Genomic DNA, 20458 nt, shown 5'->3' on the forward strand with positions numbered 1-20458 from the left:
TGCAAGCCGTCCGGAATCCAACACCGTCATTGCGAGCGAAGCGAAGCAATCCAGGGCGGCGCGAACCGGCCCCTGGATGGATTCGTCGGCTTCGCCTCCTCGCGATGACGGCGAGGGCTGGGCGGCAGTCCCTCACGGCAGCAGCACTGTCGCGCCGGTGGTCTCGCGCGCCTCCAGCCGGCGATGCGCCTCGGCGGCCTCGGCCAGCGGCAGGCGGGCATGGACCGGCACCGTCACCGCGCCGCTGGCCACCACGTCGAACAGCTCGCGGCTCATCGCCAGCACGTCCTCGCGCCGCTTCAGATGCTCGAACAGCAGCTGCCAGGTGGCGAAGAGCGAGCCCTTCCGCATCAGCAGGGTGATGTCGAAGGGCGGGATCGGGCCCGAGGCCGAGCCGAAGCTGACGAAGGTGCCGAAGGGCCGCAGGCTGTCCAGCGAGCCCTCGAACGTCGCCCGCCCGACGCCGTCATAGACCACGTCGGCCCCCTGCCCGCCCGTGATCTCGCGCACCCGCGCGGCGAAGCCCTCGTAGCCGATCACGTGGTCGGCGCCGTTCTCACGCGCCAGCGCGGCCTTCTCCGGCGACCCGACCGTGCCGATGACGGTGGCGCCGAGATGCTTCGCCCATTGCGTCAGGATCAGCCCGACTCCGCCCGCCGCCGCATGCATCAGGACGGTGTGGCCGGGCCCGACCCTGAAGATCCGGCGATCCGGCGCAGCAGGACTTGCGCCGTCAGCCCCTTCAGCATCATCGCGGCACCGGTCTCGAAACCAATCGCTTCGGGCAGCGGCACCAGGAAATGCGCCGGGACGATGCGCTGCTCGGCATAGGAGCCCAGGGTCTCGACATAGGCGACGCGGTCGCCGGGCGCGAAGCCGGCCACACCCTCCCCCACCTCCAGCACCTCGCCGGCGCCCTCATTGCCGGGGATGAAGGGCAGGCCCGGCGGCGCATAGGCGCCGGTGCGGAAATAGGTATCGACGAAGTTGAGGCCGATCGCCCGGTTGCGCACCAGCACCTCGCCGGGGCCGGGCCGGCCGATGCCGACCTCCTCATGACTCAGGACCTCGGGGCCGCCATGGCGGTGAACGCGGATCGCTTTCATGGACATCTCGCTGCGTTGCCGATGTCCGGGAGATGGCCCGCGGCGGGACTCCGCTGTAGCCTGATATTGGCAACATCAGAGTTCAGCGAAGATGATATCCGAGCAGATCGGCCTCGGCCTTCTCCGCACCTATGTCGCGGTGTGCCGGCAGGGCAGCCTGAGCAAGGTCGCGGCCCAGACCGGCCGCACCCAATCGGCGCTGAGCATGCAGATGCGACGGCTGGAAGGCCTGCTGGAGCGTCACCTGTTCCAGCGCACCGGCCGCGGCGTGGTGCCGACGACGGAGGGCGAGATCTTCCTGGGCTACGCCACCCGCATGCTGGCGCTGGGCGACGAGGCGGCGGCCCGACTGCAGCAGAAGGAGCTCCGCGGCGGCGTGCGCATCGGCCTGGCCGAGGAGGTGGCGACGGCGGCGCTGCCGGCCGCGCTGGGCCGGCTGCACCGCGCCCATCCCGACATCCGCCTGGACGTGGTGGTCGAGCACAGCATGGCGCTGGGCAAGCTCTGGGGCGAGGACGGGCTGGACATCATGCTGGGCCCGACCTCGGTGGTGGCGGCCGACGCGTTGGCCACCTGGACGGTCGCGCTGCAATGGGTCTGCGCGCCCGACCACGCCCCCGATCCCGCCCGCCTCCTGGACCTGGTGGCCTTCACCGCGCCCTGCCTGTGGCGCCGACGCATGCTGGAGGCACTGGCCGAGGCCGGGCGGGAGCATCGCGTCACCTTCACCAGCCAGAGCGTTACGGCGCTGCAGGCCGCGGTCGAGAACGGGCTGGGCGTCGGGGTGCTGCCGCCGGACTCGATCCGCCCAGGCTCGATGAAGCTGCTGAAGGCCGGGGTGCCGGGGCCGCTGGCCGCGCAATACGGCCTGTTCGCGCGCGACCGGCGGCCCCCGGTGGTGGAGGCCGCGATCGCCGTGCTGCGCGAGGGTCTGCCGGCGGCGCCCCGGCCCTGACCGCTACGCCGCCCGGCCGATGGCGTCGAGTTCGGCCATCGCCGCGTCCTGCAAGACCAGCTCGGCCGCCTTCAGGTTCTCGCGCAGATGGGCGGGCGACGAGGTGCCGGGGATCAAGAGGAGGTTCGGCGCGCGGCGCAGCAGCCAGGCCAGCGCCACCTGCCGCGGCGTCGCGCCCAGCCCCTCGGCGATCCGCGACAGGGCCGAGGACTGGATCGGCGTGAAGCCGCCCAGCGGGAAGAACGGCACATAGGCGATCCCCTGCCCCGCCAGTTCATCCACCAGCGCCTCGTCCTCGCGCTGCACCAGGTTGTACTGGTTCTGGACGCAGACGATCGGGGTGATGCGCCGCGCCTCCGCCAGCTGGGCCGAGGTGACGTTGCTCAAGCCCACATGGCGGACCAGGCCGCGGCGCTGCAGCTCCGCCAGCGCCGTCACCTGCGGTTCGATCGTGCCCTCGCTGGGGCTGTGGATCGAGCCCATGATCCGGATGTTCACCACGTCCAGCACGTCGAGGCCGAGGTTGCGCAGATTGTCCAGCACCCCGCGCTCGAGGTCGGCCGGCTCCGGTGCCGGCAGCCATGCGCCGTCGTCGCCGCGGAAGGCGCCGACCTTGGTGACGATGGTCAAGCTGTCCGCATAGGGGTGCAGCGCCTCGCGGATGATCTGGTTGGTGACGTGCGGGCCATAGAAGTCGCTGGTGTCGATGTGGTCGACGCCGGACTCCACGGCCTCGCGCAGCACGGCGACGGCGGCGGCGCGGTCCTTCGGCGGCCCGAACACGCCGGGGCCGGCCAGTTGCATGGTGCCGTAGCCCATGCGGTTCACGATGCGGCCGGCGAGCGGGAACGTGCCGGCGGCGGAGAGGGAAAGGATCGGCATGGCGGAACCTCCTTGAAGTGTCGGGGTCCGATATGGCGGCGTTTGTCCCGTTTGATAATTCACCCTAATCTGCACGGGCTGTTGAAGGCTGTGAACAATGGACCTGAACGACCTCGCCGCCTTCGTCTCCGTCGCCCGGGCCGGCGGCTTCCGCGACGCGGCCCGGATCGGCGGCGTCTCGCCCTCCGGCCTCAGCGTCGCCGTCGGCCGGCTGGAGGCGCGGCTGGGCCTGCGCCTCTTGAACCGCACCACCCGCAGCGTCACCCCGACCGAGGCGGGCCAGCGCCTGGTCGAGCGGCTGGCGCCGGCGCTGGGCGAGATGGAGGCGGCGCTGGACGTGCTGAACGCCTTCCGTGACCAGCCGTCCGGCACGCTGCGCCTCAACATGCCGTCCAGCGCCGCGCGCATCGTGCTACCGCCGATCGCGGCGGGGTTCCTGAAGGCCTATCCCGATATCCGGCTGGAGGTGGTGGTCGAGGACAGCTTCGTCGATGTGTTCGCCGCCGGCTGCGACGCCGGCATCCGCTATGGCGAGCGGCTGGAGCAGGACATGATCGCCGTGCCGATCGGCCCGCGCATGCAGCGCTTCGCCACCGCGGCGGCGCCTGAGTATCTCGCGGCCCGCGGCCGGCCGCAGCATCCGCGCGACCTGCTGTCCCATGCCTGCCTGCGCGGCCAGTTCGCCGGCGGCGCCATGCCGACCTGGGATTTCGAGCGCGACGGCGAGGCGATCCGGGTGGACCCGCCCGGGCCGCTGCTGGTCCGCCCTGGCGCGGCGATCGAGCTGGCGGTCAGCCTGGCCGTCGCCGGCGTGGGGATCGTCCACCTGTTCGAGGGCATGCTGCGCCCGCATCTGGACAGCGGCGCGCTGGAGCCGATCCTGGAGCCGTGGTGGGAGAGCTTTCCGGGCCCGTTCCTGTACTATCCCGGCCGCCGCCACCTGCCGGCGCCGCTGCGCGCCTTCGTCGACTTCATCAAGGACCGCGGCGCGGCGCCGTAGAATCGTGCGATCAGCGACAACGCTGCAATGACGGAGGAAACCATGCCCAAGATGATTTTCGTGAACCTGCCGGTGCGCGACCTGCCGGCCTCCGCCGCCTTCTATGTCGCGCTGGGCGGCACGGTGAACCCGCAATTCTCCGACGACCAGGCCAATGCGGTGATGTTCTCCGACGCGATCGGCGTGATGCTGATGACCCATGATCGCTATCGCCAGTTCACCCAGCGGCCGATCGGCGACGCCCGGCGCGAGAGTCAGGCGCTGATCGCGCTCAGCGTCGACAGCCGCGACGCGGTGGACGCGACCCTGGCCAAGACGGTCGCCGCCGGCGGCCGGGCCGACCCCAACCCGGCGCAGGACCACGGCTTCATGTACAACCGCAACGTCGAGGACCCGGACGGCTATGTCTGGGAGATCATGTGGATGGACCCGGCCGCATTCGCCGGCTGACCCGGCCGCCACCGGCTCAAAACAAAGGGCGCCCGGACGGCTCCGGGCGCCCTTTCGCCGTCACATCGGCGGCATCTTCTCGAATTGCGGCAGCGCCTCGTCGATGCGGTCCCAGCCGTGGCCGCGGATGCGGTAGGTCACGACCTGCGGCCTGAACCGGGCGGGATCGTCGAGGCTGGCGGCGTGCACGGTGAAGAAATCGGGCTTGGCCGCAGAGGTCAGGTAGACCGGAGATCCGCAGATCGGGCAGAAGGCGTGGCTCTTCACGGTGCCGTTGTCGGCGACGATGTCCCAGCGCGTGGCCTCGCCCTGCAGCTTCTTCACCCCCGCGCTCGGAAAGGTCAGGTAGGAGCCGTGGCCGGTGCCGCTGCGCCGCTGGCAGTCGCGGCACTGGCAGTCATTCATGAACACCGGCCCGGCCGCGATCTCGTAGCGGATCGCGCCGCAGGCGCAGCCGCCGGTCCAGGATTCGTCCGTCCCGCCCCGCTCCCGCGCAGGCCCACCCTCATCGGCGACGGCGCCGATCTTCGGGACGACCTTCTTCCAGCTGTCGCCGAGGGTGGCGAGGGCGGATCCGTTCCGCGCGGTGACGAAGCCGGAATGAACCAGGCGAAGGCGCGTCCCGGTTTCGGTCGCGGCCAGCGTCCAGGTGACCACCGTGTCCAGCCGCGAGCCGTATCCGGCGTTTCCTTCGTGCCCGCCCTTCCAGCTGTGGACCAGGCGCGCGTTCGGGACCACCTCCAGCACCTGGCAGTGGATGACGCCGTCCCAGGCGCCGGCCGGCGTGGTCTGGAAGGTGAAGCGATTGCCCTCCACCGGCGCGAACCCCGTCGGCACCATCATCCAGCGGCCGATCAGCTCGCTGGTGGTCAGCATCCGCCAGATCGTCTCCGGCGGGTGCGGGAAGTCGGTGTCCACCACGATGTCCTGGGTGCCGGATTTCGGCGCGATGTCGTTCATGATCGATCTCCTTCAGAAGGATCAGGAGCCGGCGGCGCCGCAGCGGCCGGCGATCAGCCGCAGCCAGGGCGCGGCGTGGAACACGGCCATCAGCAGGTACATCGGCACCATGCCGGCCAGCGGAGAGGCCCTCATGGCCGAGCACAGGACATCCGCCTCGCCGCCGGACACGGCCGTCGCCAGCGCCATGGCGGCGAAGACCGGCGTCGCCGCCAGGTGCAGCCAGCCGGCCGCGTCGAGGAGGCGGCGAGGCGTCGCGAGGTCAGCCATGGCCGTATTCGTCATGGCGGCGCCCCCAGGGGGTCCCGATGTCCGTCTCGTTGCGGCCCTTCGGAGCGCGGTCGAGCCACTGATACACGGCCCACAGGCTGTCCAGACCGCGGGCATAGGCCGAATAGGTGTGATGCACGGCGCCGTCCTGCAGCGCGAAGGCGCTCATCCCCGGCCGGTCGCGGTTGTAGGCCGGCGCGTCGGTGCCGCATGCGGTCGCGAGATCGACGATCGGCTGCGGCGCCGGGTCCAGGTCCATGCCATGGCCGCCGCGCCGGAAATTGTATTCGATGGTGCCGCCGCGCTGCTGCTCCTCGGTGAAGCAGACGTTGAAGTCGAAGTTGAAGTCGCCGCCGGCCGAGGACGCCCAGGGGAAGCTCCAGCCCATCCGCCGCTTGTAGGCCTGCAGCTTCGGCAGCGGCGCCAGCGACACCGCCCACAGTATGACGTCGTGATTCGCCAGATGGGTGGCGCAGCCGTTGAAGCTGTCCGCGATCATCGAGCAGGACGGGCAGCCCGCCGCCCAATCGGCCCCGAACATGAAGTGGTAGACGATCAGCTGCGACCGCCCCCGGAACAGGTCCCGCAGCGAGGCGGCGCCGTCCTCGGTCTCGAAGCGGTAGTCCTTGTCGATGCAGACCCAGGGCAGCGCCTGCCGCTGCTGCGCCAGCGCGTCGCCCTGTCGCGTGAGATCCTTCTCCGCCGCCAGCAGCGCGCGCCGCGCCGCCAGCCATTCCTCGCGGGTTCCGGTCGGGTGATGGGTCATGCCGTCTCTCCCTCGGATGCTGTCGCCCCGGTTGCGGGCCGACGCGTGGTCGTGATGCGGTAGAGTTGTGCCGGCGGGCGAAAGGCGGGGAGTGACAAGTGTGACGGGATTCCGATGGACTCTCTGATCACCGCGGCGGCGCGGGCGCTGGCGACGGGCGATCCGCTCGGCGCCCTGAACCGGGTGGCGCTGCGCGACGACGCGCCGGCGCTGGCGCTGCGCGGCATCGCCATGGCGCAGCTCGGCGACCTCGCCCGGGCCAAGGCGCTGCTGCGCCGGGCGGGCCGCGCCTTCGGGGCCCGGGAAGCGGTGTCCCGCGCCCGCTGCATCGTCGCCGAGGCCGAGGTGGCGCTGGCCTCGCGCGACCTCGGCTGGCCGCCCAAGGCGCTGGACGCGGCCCGGGCGGTGCTGGAGGCGCAGGGCGACCGGCTGAACGCCGCCCATGCGCGGCTGCTCGCGGTCCGGCGCCTGGTGCTGATCGGCCGGATCGACGAGGCCGAGCAGGCGCTGGCCGGCCTCGACCCCGCCGCCCTCCCCCCACCCTGGCGGACCGTGCATGAGCTGGTGGTGGCGGGCATCGCCATGCGCCGCCTGCGCACGGCCCCAGCCCGCGAAGCGCTGGCCCGGGCCAGCCAGGCCGCCCGCCTCGCCCGGATTCCGGCGCTGGCGGCGGAGGTCGAGAGCGCGTCCCGCATGCTGGAGGAGCCCGCGGCGCGGCTGATCGCGCGTGGGCGAGAGCGACCCTTGCGGCTGCACGAGGTCGAGGCGCTGCTGGCCTCGCCGGCGCCGCCGGCGTCGCCGACGCTGGTGGTGGATGCCTGCCGCCATGCCGTGCGCGAGGCGGACACGGCCATCCCCCTCGCCCGCCGGCCGGTGCTGTTCGCGCTGGCCCGCGCCCTGGGCGAGGCCTGGCCCGGCGACGTACCGCGCGGCGTGCTGCTGCAGCGGGCCTTCGGCGCGAGATTCGCCGACGAGTCGCATCGCGCCCGGCTGCGGGTCGAGATCGGGCGGCTGCGCGCGGCGCTGCGGCCGCTGGCGGGCGTGACCGCGACCGCGCGGGGCTTCGCCTTGCTGCCGCGCGACGGCCGCGAGGTGGTGGTGCTGGCCCGGCCGGTGGAGGAGCGGCATGCGGCGGTGCTGGCCTTCCTGGCCGATGGCGAGGCCTGGTCGAGCTCGGCCCTCGCTTTGGCGCTGGGGGCCAGCCAGCGCACGGTGCAGCGGGCGCTCGACGCGCTGGCGGAGGCCGGCAAGGTGCAGGCCTTCGGCCATGGCCGGGCGCGCCGCTGGGTGACGCCGCCTTTGCCCGGTTTCACGACCGCCTTGTTACTCCCGGCCCCGCTGCCCGAGGGCTAGGGTGGCCCATCACATGATCGGAGGAGCGATCCATGGCTGACATCATCCGCGAATACGGGCCGTTCCCGGGCATCACGGACGTGGCCGGCGTGACCTATGACGGGGAGCATGTCTGGTTCGCCTCGGGCGACAGGCTCAACGCCCTGGACCCAAAGAGCGGCCGGGTGACGCGCTCGCTCGACGTGGCGGCGCATGCCGGCACCGCCTTCGACGGCCGGCACCTGTTCCAGATCGCCGAGAGCCGGATCCAGAAGATCGACCCGGAGACCGGCCGCGTGCTGGCGACCATCCCGGCGCCGGGCGGCGGCGGTGACTCGGGGCTCGCCTGGGGCGAGGGCACGCTGTGGGTCGGGCAGCATCGCGACCGCAAGATCCACCAGGTCGACCCGGAGACCGGAAAGGTGCTGCGCACCATCGAGTCCAACCGCTTCGTCACCGGCGTCAGCTGGGTCGACGGCGAGCTGTGGCACGCCACCTGGGAGGCCGAGGAGAGCGAGCTGCGCCGGATCGACCCGACGTCGGGCGAGGTGCTGGAGAGCCTGGAGCTGCCGGCCGGGGTGAACGTGTCGGGCCTGGAATCCGACGGCGGCGACCGGTTCTTCTGCGGCAGCGGCAACACCGGCAAGATCCGCGCGGTGCGCCGGCCGAAGCGGGGCGAGTGAGCGCCGCGCCTGCGGGGGCGACGTTCGCCGAACGACACTTGTTCCAGATCGCCATCAGGATCCGAACGTCGCTGCGTCCGACTTTGGCCTTTGTTCAGATCTCAGATAGCGGACCGCTAACCCAATCAAGGTTGCGGGAGTCAACCGGCACGACACCGGGGCATAGTTTGACTGGGGTCTGTGCGGACCTATCTTGTCGCGCTTCCAAATCGCAAAATCTGGATTTTCAAGAACCCGCAGGAGTTCGTGATACTGCTCCGGACCAACATCGAATGACCGCAACGCTTCCGTGATCTTCGCTGTTTCGCGCCGCCTGGAGCATTGAGCTCGGGCCCATTCGAAGAAGATCTCATGCAGCGTAGTGTTGGGTGCCAAGTCGTGGCACTCGCGGCACATCAGGAACAGGTTATCTGGCTCGTCGGTCCCGCCTAGCGATCGAGGAACGATATGACACCGCTGGAGCGGGATGCGTTGCCACCCATCAAGTATGTCACTCCAATCCGCGTCCGGCGACTTGATGTCATATCTGACGCCATAGTGAAAGCCGCACACCCAGCAGCTCGGCTCACCCCAATCGACGAAAATGCCAATGTCCTCGAAGCGATCCTTCCAGTGGCTGAATATCTCAGTCTTGGATGGAAGCGTCTCGATATAAGGCACGGCCTCGTCACTCCCGCTCACTGGTCCCCGCTGGCTTCGAGGTGACGTCGGAGACGATACGGATGATGCCACGAATCTCGTTGACGATACGGGTCGAGATCTGGCCCGGGAATTCGTGGTGGAAGGGGTAGTCGTCGGCGGCCATGCCGTCGGTCGAGGCTATAGCGCGCAGCGCAGGGCTTTCCTTCAAGCGGGCCCCCTCTAAATCCCAAATCCGCCATCCCCGCGAAAGCGGGATCCCGCGCTCCCCCACCTGCACGAAAGGAAACGACCATGGGCAATATCGCCGGCAAAGTGTTCGTTCTTACAGGTGTCGTGATGAAGCGCCTGCTGTCCGGCGAACAGACCGCGGGGCAATTCTGCCTCTTCGAGAACAGAGGCCACGGAAACACGAAGACGCCGATCCATGTCCATGCCAGGGACGACGAGACGGTCTACGTCATCGAAGGCGAGCTGACGGCGGTGATCGACGGCCAACCCCGGCACCTGACGGCGGGCGAGAGCATCTTCCTGCCGCGCGGCATTCCACACCAGCTTCTGAACATGAGCGGCACTCCCGGCCGGTATATCCTGATCGGCACCCCCGCCCTGTTCGACCGGTTTCTCGAGGAAGCCGGCCACGAACTTCGACCGGGCGAAGCCGCGGGACCGCCGACGCCCGAGGAGATCAAGCGCCTCCGCGAGGCCTCGCCGAGATTCGGCATAACCCTGCTCCCGGACTGGCCACCGCCCGAGTGACGCGGTGTATTGGGCGGCAGACGTCTCCTGCGCTCAGCCTTCATCTCAGCGCGAGGCTGTCTACCACCAGAGTCCGTCGCGAGATTTCCATCGGGCTGCCGTAGTTGATACAGCGGTAGGCTTGAGACAGCGCCATCGGCGGCCCGCCGTGCGTCAGTCGCGCGATACGGACAGCCCCGCGAGAAGCGGCGCGTATGCGGCGAGCCTGCGGGATACGAACTCGGTGAAGAGCCGCACGCGCTTCGTCTTGCGTGTCTCGCCCTGTGTGAGAAGCCAAACGGTTCCGTACATGTGCAGGTCGGTGCCCGGCACCCTCACCAGCAGGGAGTCGGCATCTCCCACGAAGCACGGCAGTGTCGTCATCCCGACCCCTTGCCGTGCTGCAACGATCTGCGCCTCGCCATCCGTGGTCCTGAACGGAACCCCTGAGGTGCGAACCTCGCCCTCGCTGGCCCAGGCCGGGACCCCATGACTGCTGATGACGATCCACCGGATGGGATCCGGCGCGCCCGCGCGCCACGCGGCGAGCCGGTCGCGGGACATGTAGACACCGCCGAACAGCTCTGGTCCCTTCAGGCCGTGAAGATTGGGCGGCAGGGTTTTGCGGTCGTAGACGACGCGGATCGCGACGTCGGCCTCTCGGTTGGTCAGATTTGCCAGCTCGCCGGACGACAGGATTTCCATCTCGATGTCCGGGTGCAGGCGCGCAAAATCGGCGAAATCCGGCATGAGCAGGTGTGTCGCAAGCGGCGGCGCCAGCGTCACCCGCAGAAGCCCACGCACGCTCTGGTCGCGACCGAAGACGCGCGTCTCCAGCTCGTGCGACGACGCTTCCATCCGGTCCGCGAGCTCGAGGACCTCCTCCCCCGCAGCCGTCAGGCGGTAGCCCGAAGGCAGCTTTTCGAACATGCGCGCCCCGAGGCGTCCCTCGAGCTGGGCGATGCGTCGCAGCACGGTCGAGTGATTGACGCCGAGGCGCTGGGCGGCGGCCCGCACCGAGCCTCCGCGCGCGACGGCCAGAAAGTGGCGAACGTCATCCCAGTCGATCATGGTGCAATCCAGCACCGCGCGGTGCGTCTTTCAAAGCCCGTATCCAACACGTCGAACAGTAGTGCGGGCGAGCCTGCACCGGCAAGCGCGGCCCGATTCCGAACGGCGGACACCGATCACGTCGCGGCCGACATCAGTCGTCCTGCCGGATGGATTTCGCACCACGGATATGCGTGCTTCCGCACTCAACGCCTGACTCCGGCGGACCCATCTCGAGGGCCCCGGGGACCTCCCCGGACAAGCCAAGGACGGAGCCTGGAAGGAGAAGTCATGGGAAAGCTTGAGGGTAAGGTTGCAGTCATCACGGGTGGATCGAGCGGCATGGCGTTGGCGAGCGCCAGGCGGTTCGTTGAAGAGGGCGCCTATGTCTTCATCACGGGCCGGAGGCAGGAGGTGCTCGACGAGGCCGTCAGGCTGATTGGCCGGAACGTGACCGGCGTGCGCGGCGACGCCGCCAATCTCGACGACCTCGACCGTCTGTTCGACACGGTCAAGCGGGACAAGGGCAGGATCGACGTCCTGTACGCGAGCGCCGGCATGGGCGAAGCCCTCCCGCTGGGCGAGATTACCGAACAGCATTTCGATGCGGCCTTCGGCCTGAACACGCGCGGCACGCTGTTCACGGTTCAGAAGGCGTTGCCGCTGTTCAACGACGGCGGATCGATCTTCATGACCGGGTCGGTTGCTTCGGTGAAGGGATTTCCCGGTTACGGCGTGTATGCGGCGAGCAAGGCGGCGTTGCGCTCATTCGCGCGCACATGGCTCAACGAGCTGAAGGGCAGGAATATCCGGGTGAACGTGCTGAGCCCGGGGCCGATCGCCACGCCGATGCAGGACCAGGTTCTCACCGAGGAGGCGAAGCGGATGTTCGAATCCCTGATCCCGCGGGGAAAGATGGGGCGTCCCGAGGAAATTGCGGCGGCCGCGCTGTTTCTCGCGTCTGACGATTCCACCTTCGTGAATGGGGTGGAGCTGTCCGTCGACGGCGGCTTCTCGGCCATCTGAAAGGCCGGGGACTCAATATCAACACGGATCGGAGACGTATCATGAGCTATGCGATTGTAGGATTCGGTGCGGTGGGCCAGGCCCTCGCCCGGGCTTTCGCCCGCAAGAACATCGAGGTGGCCGTCGCGAGCCGCCGGCCGCCCGAGGCGTTGGCGCCGCAGGCCCGGGCGATCGGACCCACGGTCGTCGCCAGGTCGCTGCAGAATGCACTCGAGGCCGACACGATCATCCTAGCGGTCCCGTTCGGGGAGCATCGCGAGGTTGCGAAGGCCCTGCCGAGCTGGGAAGGCAAGACGGTCATCGACGCCACGAACACGTTTGGAGTTCCCCCTGAGGAGCTGGACGGCCTCCCGTCCTCCGCCTTCGTCGCGAAGGCGTTCACCGGCGCCAGGCTCGTGAAAGGGTTCAATCATCTGGCTGCGGCCACCCTGGCTGCCGATCCGATCGTCGAGGGCGGCCACCGGGTCGTCTTTCTGTCGAGCGACGACGAGGACGCGACCGCTCCCGTGGCGGCCTTGGCCAAGCAACTCGGATTCGCACCCGTCAAGCTGGGAAAGCTTGACGAGGGTGGCGCGCTGGTGCACGCACGCGGCCGCATCTGGGGCCAGCTCATCTTCCAGGATCTGTTCAAGAAGGAAGCTTGAGCGATGTACGACAAGGTCATCTGGCCGGAGCGCTACGATCCAAAGATATCGGCCATCTATGCGCTCAACGACATCGACGTGAAAGCGCCGCCGGAAGTGGTCTGGAAGCTGCTGGTCGACGCCGAGAACTGGTCGAGCTATTTCCCCCCCGAGGATCAGGTGAAGATCCTGTCGGGCGGGCCTGAGCTGGCGCTCGGAACGCGATACCACCGCGTCACGGTCGGCTTTCCCATGAGCCTGGTGGTGACGGAGTGCGAGCCGCTCCGCAGGCTTGCATGGTCCACCACCGTGGATGGCGACGACAGCGGGTCCAGCGCTTACCACGGCTGGGTCATCACCCCGACGGAGGGTGGCTGCCACGTTCTGACGGAAGAGACGCAGCAGGGGCCCTGGTTCCTCGAGATGATCGGCCGCCAGCACCCTGGCGCGCTCTACCGATACCACCAGCAGTGGGTCGAGGACCTAGCCCGTGCCGCACGCAGGGCCTCCGCCTAGGGCGCGCAGCTCGCGACCATGAGAACAGGAGACAGCGTATGATCATCGATCTCAAGGGCCGCAGGGCTATCGTGACCGGCTCGACCGCCGGAATCGGCCGCGCCACCGTCGAAGGGCTCGCGCGCGCCGGCGCCTCCGTCATCGTCAGCGGCCGCGGCACGGAGCGGGTCCAAGAGGCTGTGCGGGCGATGCGATCGGACTTCCCTGACGTGGATATCTCGGGGATCGCCGCCGATCTCTCGACCGCGAACGGTGCGGAAGAGTTCTTCGCTCAGGCCGCGGACGCGGACATTGTCGTCAACAATCTCGGCACGGCGGTGCTGAGGGAATTCGGCGACACCACCGACGAGGATTGGGAGCAAATCTTCCAGATCAACTTCATGAGCGGCGTCCGCATGACGCGGAATTACCTTCCCAAGATGGTAACCCGCGGCTGGGGCCGCGTGGTTTTCGTCAGCAGCGAGTCCGGCCTGAACATACCGAAGGAGATGATCGACTACGGCACCACCAAGACCGCCCAGCTGGCGCTTTCGCGGGGGCTCGCCGAATCCGTGGCCGGCACGGGCGTCACCGTCAACGCCGTTCTGCCCGGTCCGACGTGATCGGAGATCCTCGGCAACTGGATGGCCTCACAGGCGAAAGAAAGAGGCATTTCGCAGGAAGAGGCGGAGCAGGCGTTCCTGAAGTCGGCCCGGCCCACAACGCTGATCCAACGGTTCACCACGACCGACGAAGTCGCCAACATGATCGTCTATGTGTGCTCGGACCAGGCATCGGCCACCACCGGCGCTGCCCTGCGCGTCGATGGTGGCGTGGTCCGCTATTTCGCGTAGCGGAGGCCCCTCGCAAGCTCATGCAAGCAGAGCGGCAGCTATTCACGTTCCTGCTCTCAAAGCTGTCCGACCCGCAAGTCCCGCCTGCGGACATTCATCGGTATCTATTGCTTACGTTGGATCCGCCGAAACTACGACGCAGTATCCTGGGTTATCCGGAACTACGCTCCCCCTCACTCCCACTCGATCGTCCCCGGCGGCTTCGAGGTGATGTCGTAGACGACGCGGTTGATGCCTCGCACCTCGTTGACGATACGGGTCGAGACCCGGCCCAGGAACTCGTGGTCGAAGGGGTAGTAGTCGGCGGTCATGCCGTCGGTCGAGGTCACGGCCCTGAGCGCGCAGACATAGTCGTAGGTGCGGCCGTCGCCCATCACCCCCACCGTGCGCACCGGCAGCAGCACCGCGAAGGCCTGCCAGATCGCGTCGTACAGGCCGGCGCGGCGGATCTCCTCGAGATAGATCACGTCGGCCTTGCGCAGGATCTCCAGCATGTCGCGGCTGATCGCGCCCGGGATGCGGATGCCCAGGCCCGGCCCCGGGAACGGGTGGCGGCCGACGAAGCTTTCCGGCAGGCCGAGCTCGCGGCCCAGCGCCCGGACCTCGTCCTTGAACAGCTCGCGCAGCGGCTCGACCAGGGCCAGCTTCATCCGCTCCGGCAGGCCGCCGACATTGTGGTGGCTCTTGATCGTCACCGACGGGCCGCCGGTGAAGGACACGCTCTCGATCACGTCGGGGTAGAGGGTGCCCTGGGCCAGGAAGCGGGCGCCGTCGATCTTCTCGGCCTCGGCGTCGAACACCTCGACGAAGGCGGCGCCGATGATCTTGCGCTTCTGCTCCGGGTCGCTGACGCCCTCGAGCCGGCCGAGGAACAGCTCCGACGCGTCGACATGCACCAGCGGGATGTTGTAATGGCCGCGGAACAGCGACACCACCTGCTCCGCCTCGCCCGAGCGCATCAGCCCTGTGTCGACGAAGATGCAGGTCAGCTGGTCGCCGATCGCCTCATGGATCAGCACGGCGGCCACGGCGCTGTCGACGCCGCCGGACAGGCCGCAGATCACCTTGCCGGTGCCGACCTGGGCGCGGATCTTGGCGATCTCCGCATCGCGGAAGGCGGCCATGGTCCAGCTGCCTTCGCAGCCGCAGACATGGTGGGTGAAGTTGCGCAGCAGCTGCGCGCCATGCGGGGTGTGCACCACCTCGGGGTGGAACTGCACGCCGTAATAGCGGCGGGCATCGTCGGCGATTGCGGCATAGGGCGCATTCTCGCTGGTGGCGACGATGCGGAAGCCGTCCGGCAGGCGGGTGACGCGGTCGCCATGGCTCATCCACACCTGCTCGCGCGCGCCGACCGCCCAGGCGCCGTCGAACAGGGTACAGTTCTCGCGGATATCCAGCCAGGCGCGGCCGAACTCGCGATGGTGGCCGGCCTCGACCGCGCCGCCCAGCTGCTCGCACATGGTCTGCTGGCCGTAGCAGATGCCCAGCACCGGCACGCCCAGCTCGAACACCAGCTGCGGCGCGCGCGGCGAGCCGTCCTCGGTGACCGAGGCCGGGCTGCCGGAGAGGATGACGCCGCGCGGGTCGAAGGCCCGGATGCGGTCGTCGCCGGCATGGTTGAACGGCCAGATCTCGCAATAGACGCCGGATTCGCGGACCCGGCGGGCGATCAGCTGGGTGACCTGGCTGCCGAAATCGAGAATGAGGATGCGGTCCGGCGACGGCTGGGCGGTCGGGGCGGGCATGGCAACTCCGGGGTCGGGCGGTGGGACGGAGCTTTACCCTCCCCCCGCCCGCAGGACAAGCGATGCCGCCCGCGCCGGGCGCGCAACATCCATGCGCGGATGACGGTTCGGTGACGACGCAGGCAGTCAGGCCAGCGCCAGCGCGGCGAGGATCGCGACCAGGACCAGCTGCGCCCCGGCGATCCACAGCAGCCGGGTGCGGAACGGCTCCTTCACCGTCTTGTGGCGCAGCAGCCGCTGCGCGGCGATGGCGCCGGGTGTGCCGCCGATCGCGGCCACGGCCAGCAGCGTGCGTTCCGGGACCCGGCGGCGGCCGGCGACGGCGCATCCCTTGTCCCAGGCGAACAGGGCGAAGGCGGCCAGGCTGGCGGCGACGAGGTACAGCGCCAGGACGGTTCTCATGCGGCCGCGGCGGCGATCGGGCGGTCGAAGCGGAAGGCGCTCTCGGCCAGCACGGCGCCGCCGAACTGCTCCAGCCGGTCGGCATAGGCCTCGCCGCCGAGATGGCGGTAGAAGCCGGTGGCGCGGAAATTGGCCGTGAGGGCCCACAGCATGAAGGGGGTCATGCCGCGCTCGGCGAACCAGGCGGAGGACGCGGCCATCAGCGCCCGCCCGTGCCCCTTCCCCTTCGCCCGGTCGAGCAGATAGAGGGCATAGATCTCGCCCCAGCCGTAGCCGGGCGCGCCGCGGGCCCGGCCGCACAGGGCGAAGCCGACCGGCACCGCCCCGCCGGCCGGGGTCGGGGCCAACGCCAGGAAGGTGGCGGTGCCGTCCTCATAGGCCAGCGAGCGCTCATGGCCACGCTCGCGCTGGGTCACGGTCATGCGGTCGAGATACTCGTCCGGCACCAGGCCGCGATAGGTCTCCTGCCAGGCCTGGACATGGATCCGCGCGATCGCCGGCGCGTCGGCCAGGATCGCGCGGCGGATCATGTCAGCCCTCGTCGCCCGCCGGCTCCTCGCCGGCATCGGCGGGCTCGCCGGCAGCCTCGGCCTTCGGCCCGCGCTCCAGCACCGCGACGAAGAAGCCGTCGGTGCCGTTGGCGGCGGGCGACAGGCGCAGCATGCCGCTGGTCGGCGCCTCGCCGCTGCCCACCGCCTCGTCCCACACCGTCTCCACCGGCACCAGCCGGTAGTCGGGATGGCTGGCCAGGAAGCCCTCGACCTGGGCCTCGTTCTCCTCGCGCAGCAGCGAGCAGGTGGCGTAGATCACGCGGCCGCCAGCGGGCTTGGCCAGGCGGGCGGCACTGTCCAGGATCTCGCGCTGGACGCCGAGCAGGCGCTCCAAATCCATCGGCCGCCAGCGGGCGTCGGGGTTGCGGCGCCAGGCGCCGGTGCCGCTGCAGGGCGCGTCGATCAGCACCCGGTCGAACTTGCCGCGCTGCTTCTTCACCCAGCGGTCACGCTCATTCTCCAAGAGGCGCGGCTCGACATTGTCGATGCCGGCGCGGCGCAGCCGCTCCTTGCCACGGTCGAGCCGGCCCTTGGACACGTCGCAGGCGACGACCCGGCCCTTGCCCTTCATCCGCGCCGCGATGGCCAACGCCTTGCCGCCGGCGCCGGAGCAGAAATCGACCACCTGCTGGCCCGGCCGGGCGTCGACCAGCAGCGCGATCAGCTGCGAGCCCTCGTCCTGCACCTCGATCAGGCCGGACTGGAAGGCGGGGTGGCGGCCGAGCTGCGGCCGGCCCTTGACTCGGATGCCGAGCGGCGACAGCGGCGTCGCCACGACGTCGAGCTTGCCGGCGGCCAGGGTGTGCACCACCTCGTCGCGGGTGCCGCGCAGCTCGTTCACCCGCAGGTCCAGCGGCGCCTGGTCCAGCAGCGCCGCGACCTCGGCCTCGTAGCGGTCGCCGAAATTCTGCTCCAGCGAGGCGGCGGCCCAGTCCGGGATCTCGCTGCGCACCGGCTTCGGCATGTCGGGATGGTCGAGCGGCTGGCCGGCGGTGGCCTTGACCAGCCTGTCCTCCGGCCCGTCCAGCGGGATCGGCGCGTAGGTCTCGCCGGAGAACAGCCGGCCCATGTCCTTGATCGCGACGCCCTCGGCCAAAGTCAGCTCGGCGATCACCCGGTTGCGCGGCGTGTCCTCGGCCTCGACCTTGGCCAGCCACCAGCCGAGGCGGGCGTGATGGCGCAGCACGGCGTAGACGCGGGCGGCGATCTCGCTGCGGTCCTTCGAGCCGATGAAGCGGCGGGTGCGGAAATAGGCCGAGACCAGGGCGTCGGCGGGGCGGTTCTCGATGCCGAGGCGCTCGAGAATGTCGATCGTGGCCTGGATGCGGGCGGAGGGGGTCATGGTCCGGAGCGTAGCAGGAAAACGCGCCTTCTACCGCGCTTCGGCCATCGTGCGCCAGCCTTTGGCGGGAAGTGCGGGCGAGCTATGCGTTTGCCCGTATCAACCTCGTGGGGTTCGCGGTCAGCGAACCCAACAGGCCACGGCGTGCGTCGGCGTCATGCGTAGACGCCGTAATCGAGACGGATCAGGTGGTCCACGACCAGCCCGACCCCGGCTGGTGTCGACAGCAGGTCGATCGGGCGGCGTTGATCGAGGCCGATCGCCGGCGTCTCCATCCACCTCTCGGCGGCCTCCTGTGAGCCGAAGACGTCGGTCGTCCTCGCCAGGATCTCGGCGAACTTCCAGATCCTGCCGCTCTGCTCGGGATTGAGCGGCTTCTGCGACCCGGCAGCCTTGCGCTGCAGGGTGCGGAGGCTCATCCCGAGCGCCCGTTCCAGCGGCCCGCTGATCTCCAGGGAGGAGAAGCTTCTGATCAGATAGGTCAGGGCCTCGGCCGGCATGCCGCGTTCCAGCATGTCATGTGCCTCAAGCGGGCTGTCGGGAGGGTGCCGGAACACCTCGGCGCCGCCCAGCACGGACGCGACCCGTGACGGATCGTGCGCCGGCCGGCGCCGGGCATTAGGATTGCGAGAGAGAACGTCGGACATGGTCATCGTCGCCAATTGTCGTGGAAAATGTGACACTCGTCGCGACGGTGTTCAAGAAGGCGCACCGAAACCGCCACGGCAGTGGCTTGAATACAGCGCGTATTGACGGCCTCGCGCCTCTCTCGCCTGACGAGATCCTTTCAAAATAACCAACGCCGTCATTGCGAGCGCAGCGAAGCAATCCATCGGGCCGCACGAGCAGCGGCATGGATTGCTTCGTCGGCTTCGCCTCCTCGCAATGACGATCAGGAATGGGCGTTGTGAAAAGGTCTCGCCAGCGAGAGGGGCAATCGGATTGAGCCCTGCTGCCGGATGCGCTGCCCGGCCGAGCCCTCTGCGTCAGGCGGCCTGCAGCCCGGCCTGCCATTCCTCGCGGACCTCCGCCTCCGGATCGTCGGCCCTCGCCGAGGCTAGGCGGCCCAGCCCGCCCGGGCCTAGCAGCCGGGCCAGGGCCCAGACCGCAGCGCCGCGGACCAAAGGCGAAGCGTCGTCCAGCAGCGGCTCGACATCCCGCGCCAGCGCCGGGTCGGCGCTGTTGCCGAGGGCGACCAGCACGTTGCGCAGGAAGCGGTCGCGGCCGATGCGCTTGATCGGCGAGCCGGAGAAGGCGGCGCGGAAGCCGGCATCGTCGAAGCCGAGAAGCGACGCCAGAGCCGGGCCGTTCAACTCCGGCCACGGTGCCAACGCCGCCTCACGCCCCACGGCGGCGAACTTGTTCCAGGGGCACACCGCCAGGCAGTCGTCGCAGCCATAGATGCGGTTGCCGATCAAGGGCCGCATCTCGCGCGGGATCGGGCCCTTGTGCTCGATCGTCAGATAGGAGATGCAGCGCCGCGCGTCGAGCCGGTAGGGCGCCGGGAAGGCCGCGGTCGGGCAGATGTCGAGGCAGGAACGGCAGGAGCCGCAGCGGTCGCGCTCCGGCTCGTCCGGCGGCAGGGCGATCGCCAGGTAGATCTCGCCGAGGAACAGCCAGGAGCCCCAGTCGCGCGACACGAGGTTGGTATGCTTGCCCTGCCAGCCGATCCCGGCCCGCATCGCCAGCGGCTTCTCCATCACCGGCGCGGTGTCGACGAAGACCTTCAGCTCGGTCTTGAAGCTGCGGTGGATCCAGCCGCCCAGCGCCTTCAGCTTCTTCTTGACCACGTCGTGATAGTCGCGGCCCTGGGCGTAGACCGAGATCACCCCCCTCTCCCGCTGGTCGAGCAGCGGCAGCGGATCCTCGGCCGGGCCGTAGTTGAGGCCGAGCGACAGCACGGTCAGGGCGTCGGGCCACAGAATCTGCGGGTCGGCACGGCGGTCGGCATTCGCCTCCAGCCAGCCCATGTCGCCATGCTGGCCCTCGCCGAGGAACAGCTCCAGCCGCTCGCGCAGCCTGGGGTCGGGCGTGGCGGCGGCGAAGCCGGCGCTGTCGAAGCCGAGGGCGAAGGCCTCGGCCCGGATACGGTCTTTTATCTCGGCCGCGCCGCTCATCCCCGTCCGCGATAGGGCGGCACGCCCTGGTCCGGCAGCCACAGACCGTCGGGCGCCGGCCCGCTCTGGTAGAACACGTCGATCGGGATGCCGCCGCGCGGGTACCAGTAGCCGCCGATGCGCAGCCAGCGCGGCTTCATCGCCTTGATCAGCCGCTCCGCCACATAGACGGTGCAGTCCTCGTGGAAGGCGCCGTGGTTGCGGAACGAGCCGAGGAACAGCTTCAGCGACTTGCTCTCGACGATCTTCGCCGCCGGGGCGTAGTCGATCACCAGATGGGCGAAGTCGGGCTGGCCGGTGATCGGGCACAGCGAGGTGAATTCCGGCGCGGTGAAGCGCACCAGGTAGAGCTGCTTCGGCCGCGGATTCGGCACCGTCTCCAGCACCGCCGCCTCGGGCGATGCCGGCAGCGCCGTGGCCTGGCCGAGCTGGGTGAGCGCTTCCGTGCCTTTTGCCTTGCGGGCCATGG

General features: G+C 69.4%; 24 protein-coding genes and 2 pseudogenes. 10 read left to right on the forward strand and 16 right to left on the reverse strand.

Features of this window, described 5'->3' with window-relative positions; translation table 11 throughout:
* Positions 1-132: 132 nt before the first annotated feature.
* On the reverse strand, positions 133-669 hold the full coding sequence (locus tag BWR60_RS38945) for a zinc-binding dehydrogenase (RefSeq protein ID WP_429913011.1): 537 nt from the start codon (positions 667-669) through the stop codon (positions 133-135).
* Positions 669-1106 carry an alcohol dehydrogenase catalytic domain-containing protein gene (locus BWR60_RS38950; RefSeq protein ID WP_429913012.1) on the reverse strand — a complete coding sequence of 146 codons (438 nt, stop codon included), beginning with the start codon at positions 1104-1106 and terminating at the stop codon, positions 669-671. Before BWR60_RS38950 ends, BWR60_RS38945 begins: the two co-directional genes overlap by 1 nt.
* Before the next feature lie 91 nt (positions 1107-1197).
* On the opposite strand from BWR60_RS38950, the gene BWR60_RS06845 reads away from it, so the two are divergent.
* Complete coding sequence (locus tag BWR60_RS06845; RefSeq protein WP_088150268.1) at positions 1198-2061, forward strand: LysR substrate-binding domain-containing protein; 864 nt, start codon at positions 1198-1200, stop codon at positions 2059-2061.
* A gap of 3 nt (positions 2062-2064) precedes the next feature.
* Here the strand turns inward: BWR60_RS06845 and BWR60_RS06850 are convergent, their stop codons facing one another.
* On the reverse strand, positions 2065-2943 hold the full coding sequence (locus tag BWR60_RS06850; protein ID WP_088150269.1) for an aldo/keto reductase family oxidoreductase: 879 nt from the start codon (positions 2941-2943) through the stop codon (positions 2065-2067).
* 97 nt (positions 2944-3040) lie between these two features.
* Here BWR60_RS06850 and BWR60_RS06855 point away from each other — a divergent pair, with 97 nt between their 5' ends.
* Positions 3041-3943: a LysR family transcriptional regulator gene (locus BWR60_RS06855; RefSeq protein WP_088150270.1), complete on the forward strand. Its 903-nt coding sequence runs from the start codon at positions 3041-3043 to the stop codon at positions 3941-3943.
* Between the two features lie 42 nt (positions 3944-3985).
* A complete protein-coding gene (locus tag BWR60_RS06860; RefSeq protein WP_088150271.1) occupies positions 3986-4393 on the forward strand; it encodes a VOC family protein in 408 nt (135 codons plus the stop codon).
* A 60-nt stretch (positions 4394-4453) separates the two neighbouring features.
* On the opposite strand, the gene BWR60_RS37605 is transcribed toward BWR60_RS06860, so the two are convergent.
* From BWR60_RS37605 to BWR60_RS06880, 3 genes are read right to left on the reverse strand one after another with little or no spacing between them, the layout of a single operon-like run.
* The gene (locus BWR60_RS37605; protein ID WP_218823378.1) at positions 4454-5353 is read right to left on the reverse strand and encodes a GFA family protein; all 900 of its coding nucleotides are present in this window, start codon (positions 5351-5353) and stop codon (positions 4454-4456) included.
* Between the two features lie 21 nt (positions 5354-5374).
* Complete coding sequence (locus BWR60_RS06875; protein WP_088150272.1) at positions 5375-5623, reverse strand: hypothetical protein; 249 nt, start codon at positions 5621-5623, stop codon at positions 5375-5377.
* The gene (locus BWR60_RS06880; RefSeq protein WP_088150273.1) at positions 5616-6389 is read right to left on the reverse strand and encodes a DUF899 domain-containing protein; all 774 of its coding nucleotides are present in this window, start codon (positions 6387-6389) and stop codon (positions 5616-5618) included. The genes BWR60_RS06875 and BWR60_RS06880 overlap by 8 nt, the downstream gene beginning before the upstream one ends.
* Positions 6390-6503: 114 nt before the next feature.
* Here BWR60_RS06880 and BWR60_RS06885 point away from each other — a divergent pair, with 114 nt between their 5' ends.
* Together BWR60_RS06885 and BWR60_RS06890 are read left to right on the forward strand one after the other, a co-directional pair.
* On the forward strand, positions 6504-7742 hold the full coding sequence (locus BWR60_RS06885) for a helix-turn-helix domain-containing protein (RefSeq protein WP_088150274.1): 1239 nt from the start codon (positions 6504-6506) through the stop codon (positions 7740-7742).
* Between the two features lie 32 nt (positions 7743-7774).
* A complete protein-coding gene (locus tag BWR60_RS06890) occupies positions 7775-8404 on the forward strand; it encodes a DUF6923 family protein (RefSeq protein ID WP_088150275.1) in 630 nt (209 codons plus the stop codon).
* Positions 8405-8458: 54 nt separating this feature from the next.
* Here BWR60_RS06890 and BWR60_RS38955 read toward each other — a convergent pair whose 3' ends face one another.
* Both BWR60_RS38955 and BWR60_RS38630 read right to left on the reverse strand, forming a co-directional pair.
* Positions 8459-9136: an HNH endonuclease signature motif containing protein gene (locus BWR60_RS38955; protein WP_088150276.1), complete on the reverse strand. Its 678-nt coding sequence runs from the start codon at positions 9134-9136 to the stop codon at positions 8459-8461.
* Positions 9072-9239 (reverse strand): annotated as a pseudogene (locus tag BWR60_RS38630) (glutamine-hydrolyzing GMP synthase); the annotation flags it as partial. The gene BWR60_RS38955 and the pseudogene BWR60_RS38630, both read right to left, overlap by 65 nt.
* Before the next feature lie 98 nt (positions 9240-9337).
* Between BWR60_RS38630 and BWR60_RS06905 the strand changes: the two are divergent.
* Positions 9338-9802: a cupin domain-containing protein gene (locus BWR60_RS06905; RefSeq protein ID WP_088150277.1), complete on the forward strand. Its 465-nt coding sequence runs from the start codon at positions 9338-9340 to the stop codon at positions 9800-9802.
* A 153-nt stretch (positions 9803-9955) separates the two neighbouring features.
* Here BWR60_RS06905 and BWR60_RS06910 read toward each other — a convergent pair whose 3' ends face one another.
* On the reverse strand, positions 9956-10852 hold the full coding sequence (locus BWR60_RS06910; protein ID WP_088150278.1) for a LysR family transcriptional regulator: 897 nt from the start codon (positions 10850-10852) through the stop codon (positions 9956-9958).
* Between the two features lie 270 nt (positions 10853-11122).
* On the opposite strand from BWR60_RS06910, the gene BWR60_RS06915 reads away from it, so the two are divergent.
* The 4 genes and pseudogenes from BWR60_RS06915 (at position 11123) to BWR60_RS06930 (ending at position 13829) form a co-directional block, all read left to right on the forward strand.
* Complete coding sequence (locus tag BWR60_RS06915; protein WP_088150279.1) at positions 11123-11857, forward strand: SDR family NAD(P)-dependent oxidoreductase; 735 nt, start codon at positions 11123-11125, stop codon at positions 11855-11857.
* A 41-nt stretch (positions 11858-11898) separates the two neighbouring features.
* Positions 11899-12501, forward strand: coding sequence for an NADPH-dependent F420 reductase (locus tag BWR60_RS06920; protein WP_088150280.1), 603 nt, complete (start codon positions 11899-11901; stop codon positions 12499-12501).
* 3 nt (positions 12502-12504) lie between these two features.
* On the forward strand, positions 12505-12996 hold the full coding sequence (locus BWR60_RS06925) for an SRPBCC domain-containing protein (protein ID WP_088150281.1): 492 nt from the start codon (positions 12505-12507) through the stop codon (positions 12994-12996).
* 38 nt (positions 12997-13034) lie between these two features.
* Positions 13035-13829, forward strand: a pseudogene (locus BWR60_RS06930) (SDR family NAD(P)-dependent oxidoreductase).
* Between the two features lie 173 nt (positions 13830-14002).
* Here BWR60_RS06930 and guaA read toward each other — a convergent pair.
* The 7 genes from guaA to queF form a co-directional block, all read right to left on the reverse strand.
* On the reverse strand, positions 14003-15577 hold the full coding sequence (gene guaA, locus BWR60_RS06935; RefSeq protein WP_088150282.1) for a glutamine-hydrolyzing GMP synthase: 1575 nt from the start codon (positions 15575-15577) through the stop codon (positions 14003-14005).
* 126 nt (positions 15578-15703) lie between these two features.
* Entirely contained in the window at positions 15704-15979 is a 276-nt protein-coding gene (locus BWR60_RS06940) for a DUF1294 domain-containing protein (protein WP_088150283.1), read from the reverse strand.
* Positions 15976-16509 (reverse strand): GNAT family N-acetyltransferase, encoded by a 534-nt coding sequence (locus BWR60_RS06945; RefSeq protein WP_179221660.1) that lies wholly within the window; start codon positions 16507-16509, stop codon positions 15976-15978. Before BWR60_RS06945 ends, BWR60_RS06940 begins: the two co-directional genes overlap by 4 nt.
* A gap of 1 nt (position 16510) precedes the next feature.
* Positions 16511-17872, reverse strand: a complete 1362-nt coding sequence (locus BWR60_RS06950) for an RsmB/NOP family class I SAM-dependent RNA methyltransferase (RefSeq protein ID WP_088150285.1) — start codon at positions 17870-17872, stop codon at positions 16511-16513.
* A gap of 155 nt (positions 17873-18027) precedes the next feature.
* The gene (gene parS, locus BWR60_RS06955; RefSeq protein WP_230982976.1) at positions 18028-18525 is read right to left on the reverse strand and encodes a type II RES/Xre toxin-antitoxin system antitoxin; all 498 of its coding nucleotides are present in this window, start codon (positions 18523-18525) and stop codon (positions 18028-18030) included.
* 333 nt (positions 18526-18858) lie between these two features.
* Positions 18859-19989 carry a tRNA epoxyqueuosine(34) reductase QueG gene (gene queG, locus BWR60_RS06960; RefSeq protein WP_088150286.1) on the reverse strand — a complete coding sequence of 377 codons (1131 nt, stop codon included), beginning with the start codon at positions 19987-19989 and terminating at the stop codon, positions 18859-18861.
* A complete protein-coding gene (gene queF / locus BWR60_RS06965; protein WP_088150287.1) occupies positions 19986-20456 on the reverse strand; it encodes a preQ(1) synthase in 471 nt (156 codons plus the stop codon). Before queF ends, queG begins: the two co-directional genes overlap by 4 nt.
* Between the last annotated feature and the right edge of the window lie 2 nt (positions 20457-20458).

The organism is Inquilinus limosus (assembly GCF_002195995.1).
GTDB classification, from domain to species: domain Bacteria; phylum Pseudomonadota; class Alphaproteobacteria; order DSM-16000; family Inquilinaceae; genus Inquilinus; species Inquilinus limosus_C.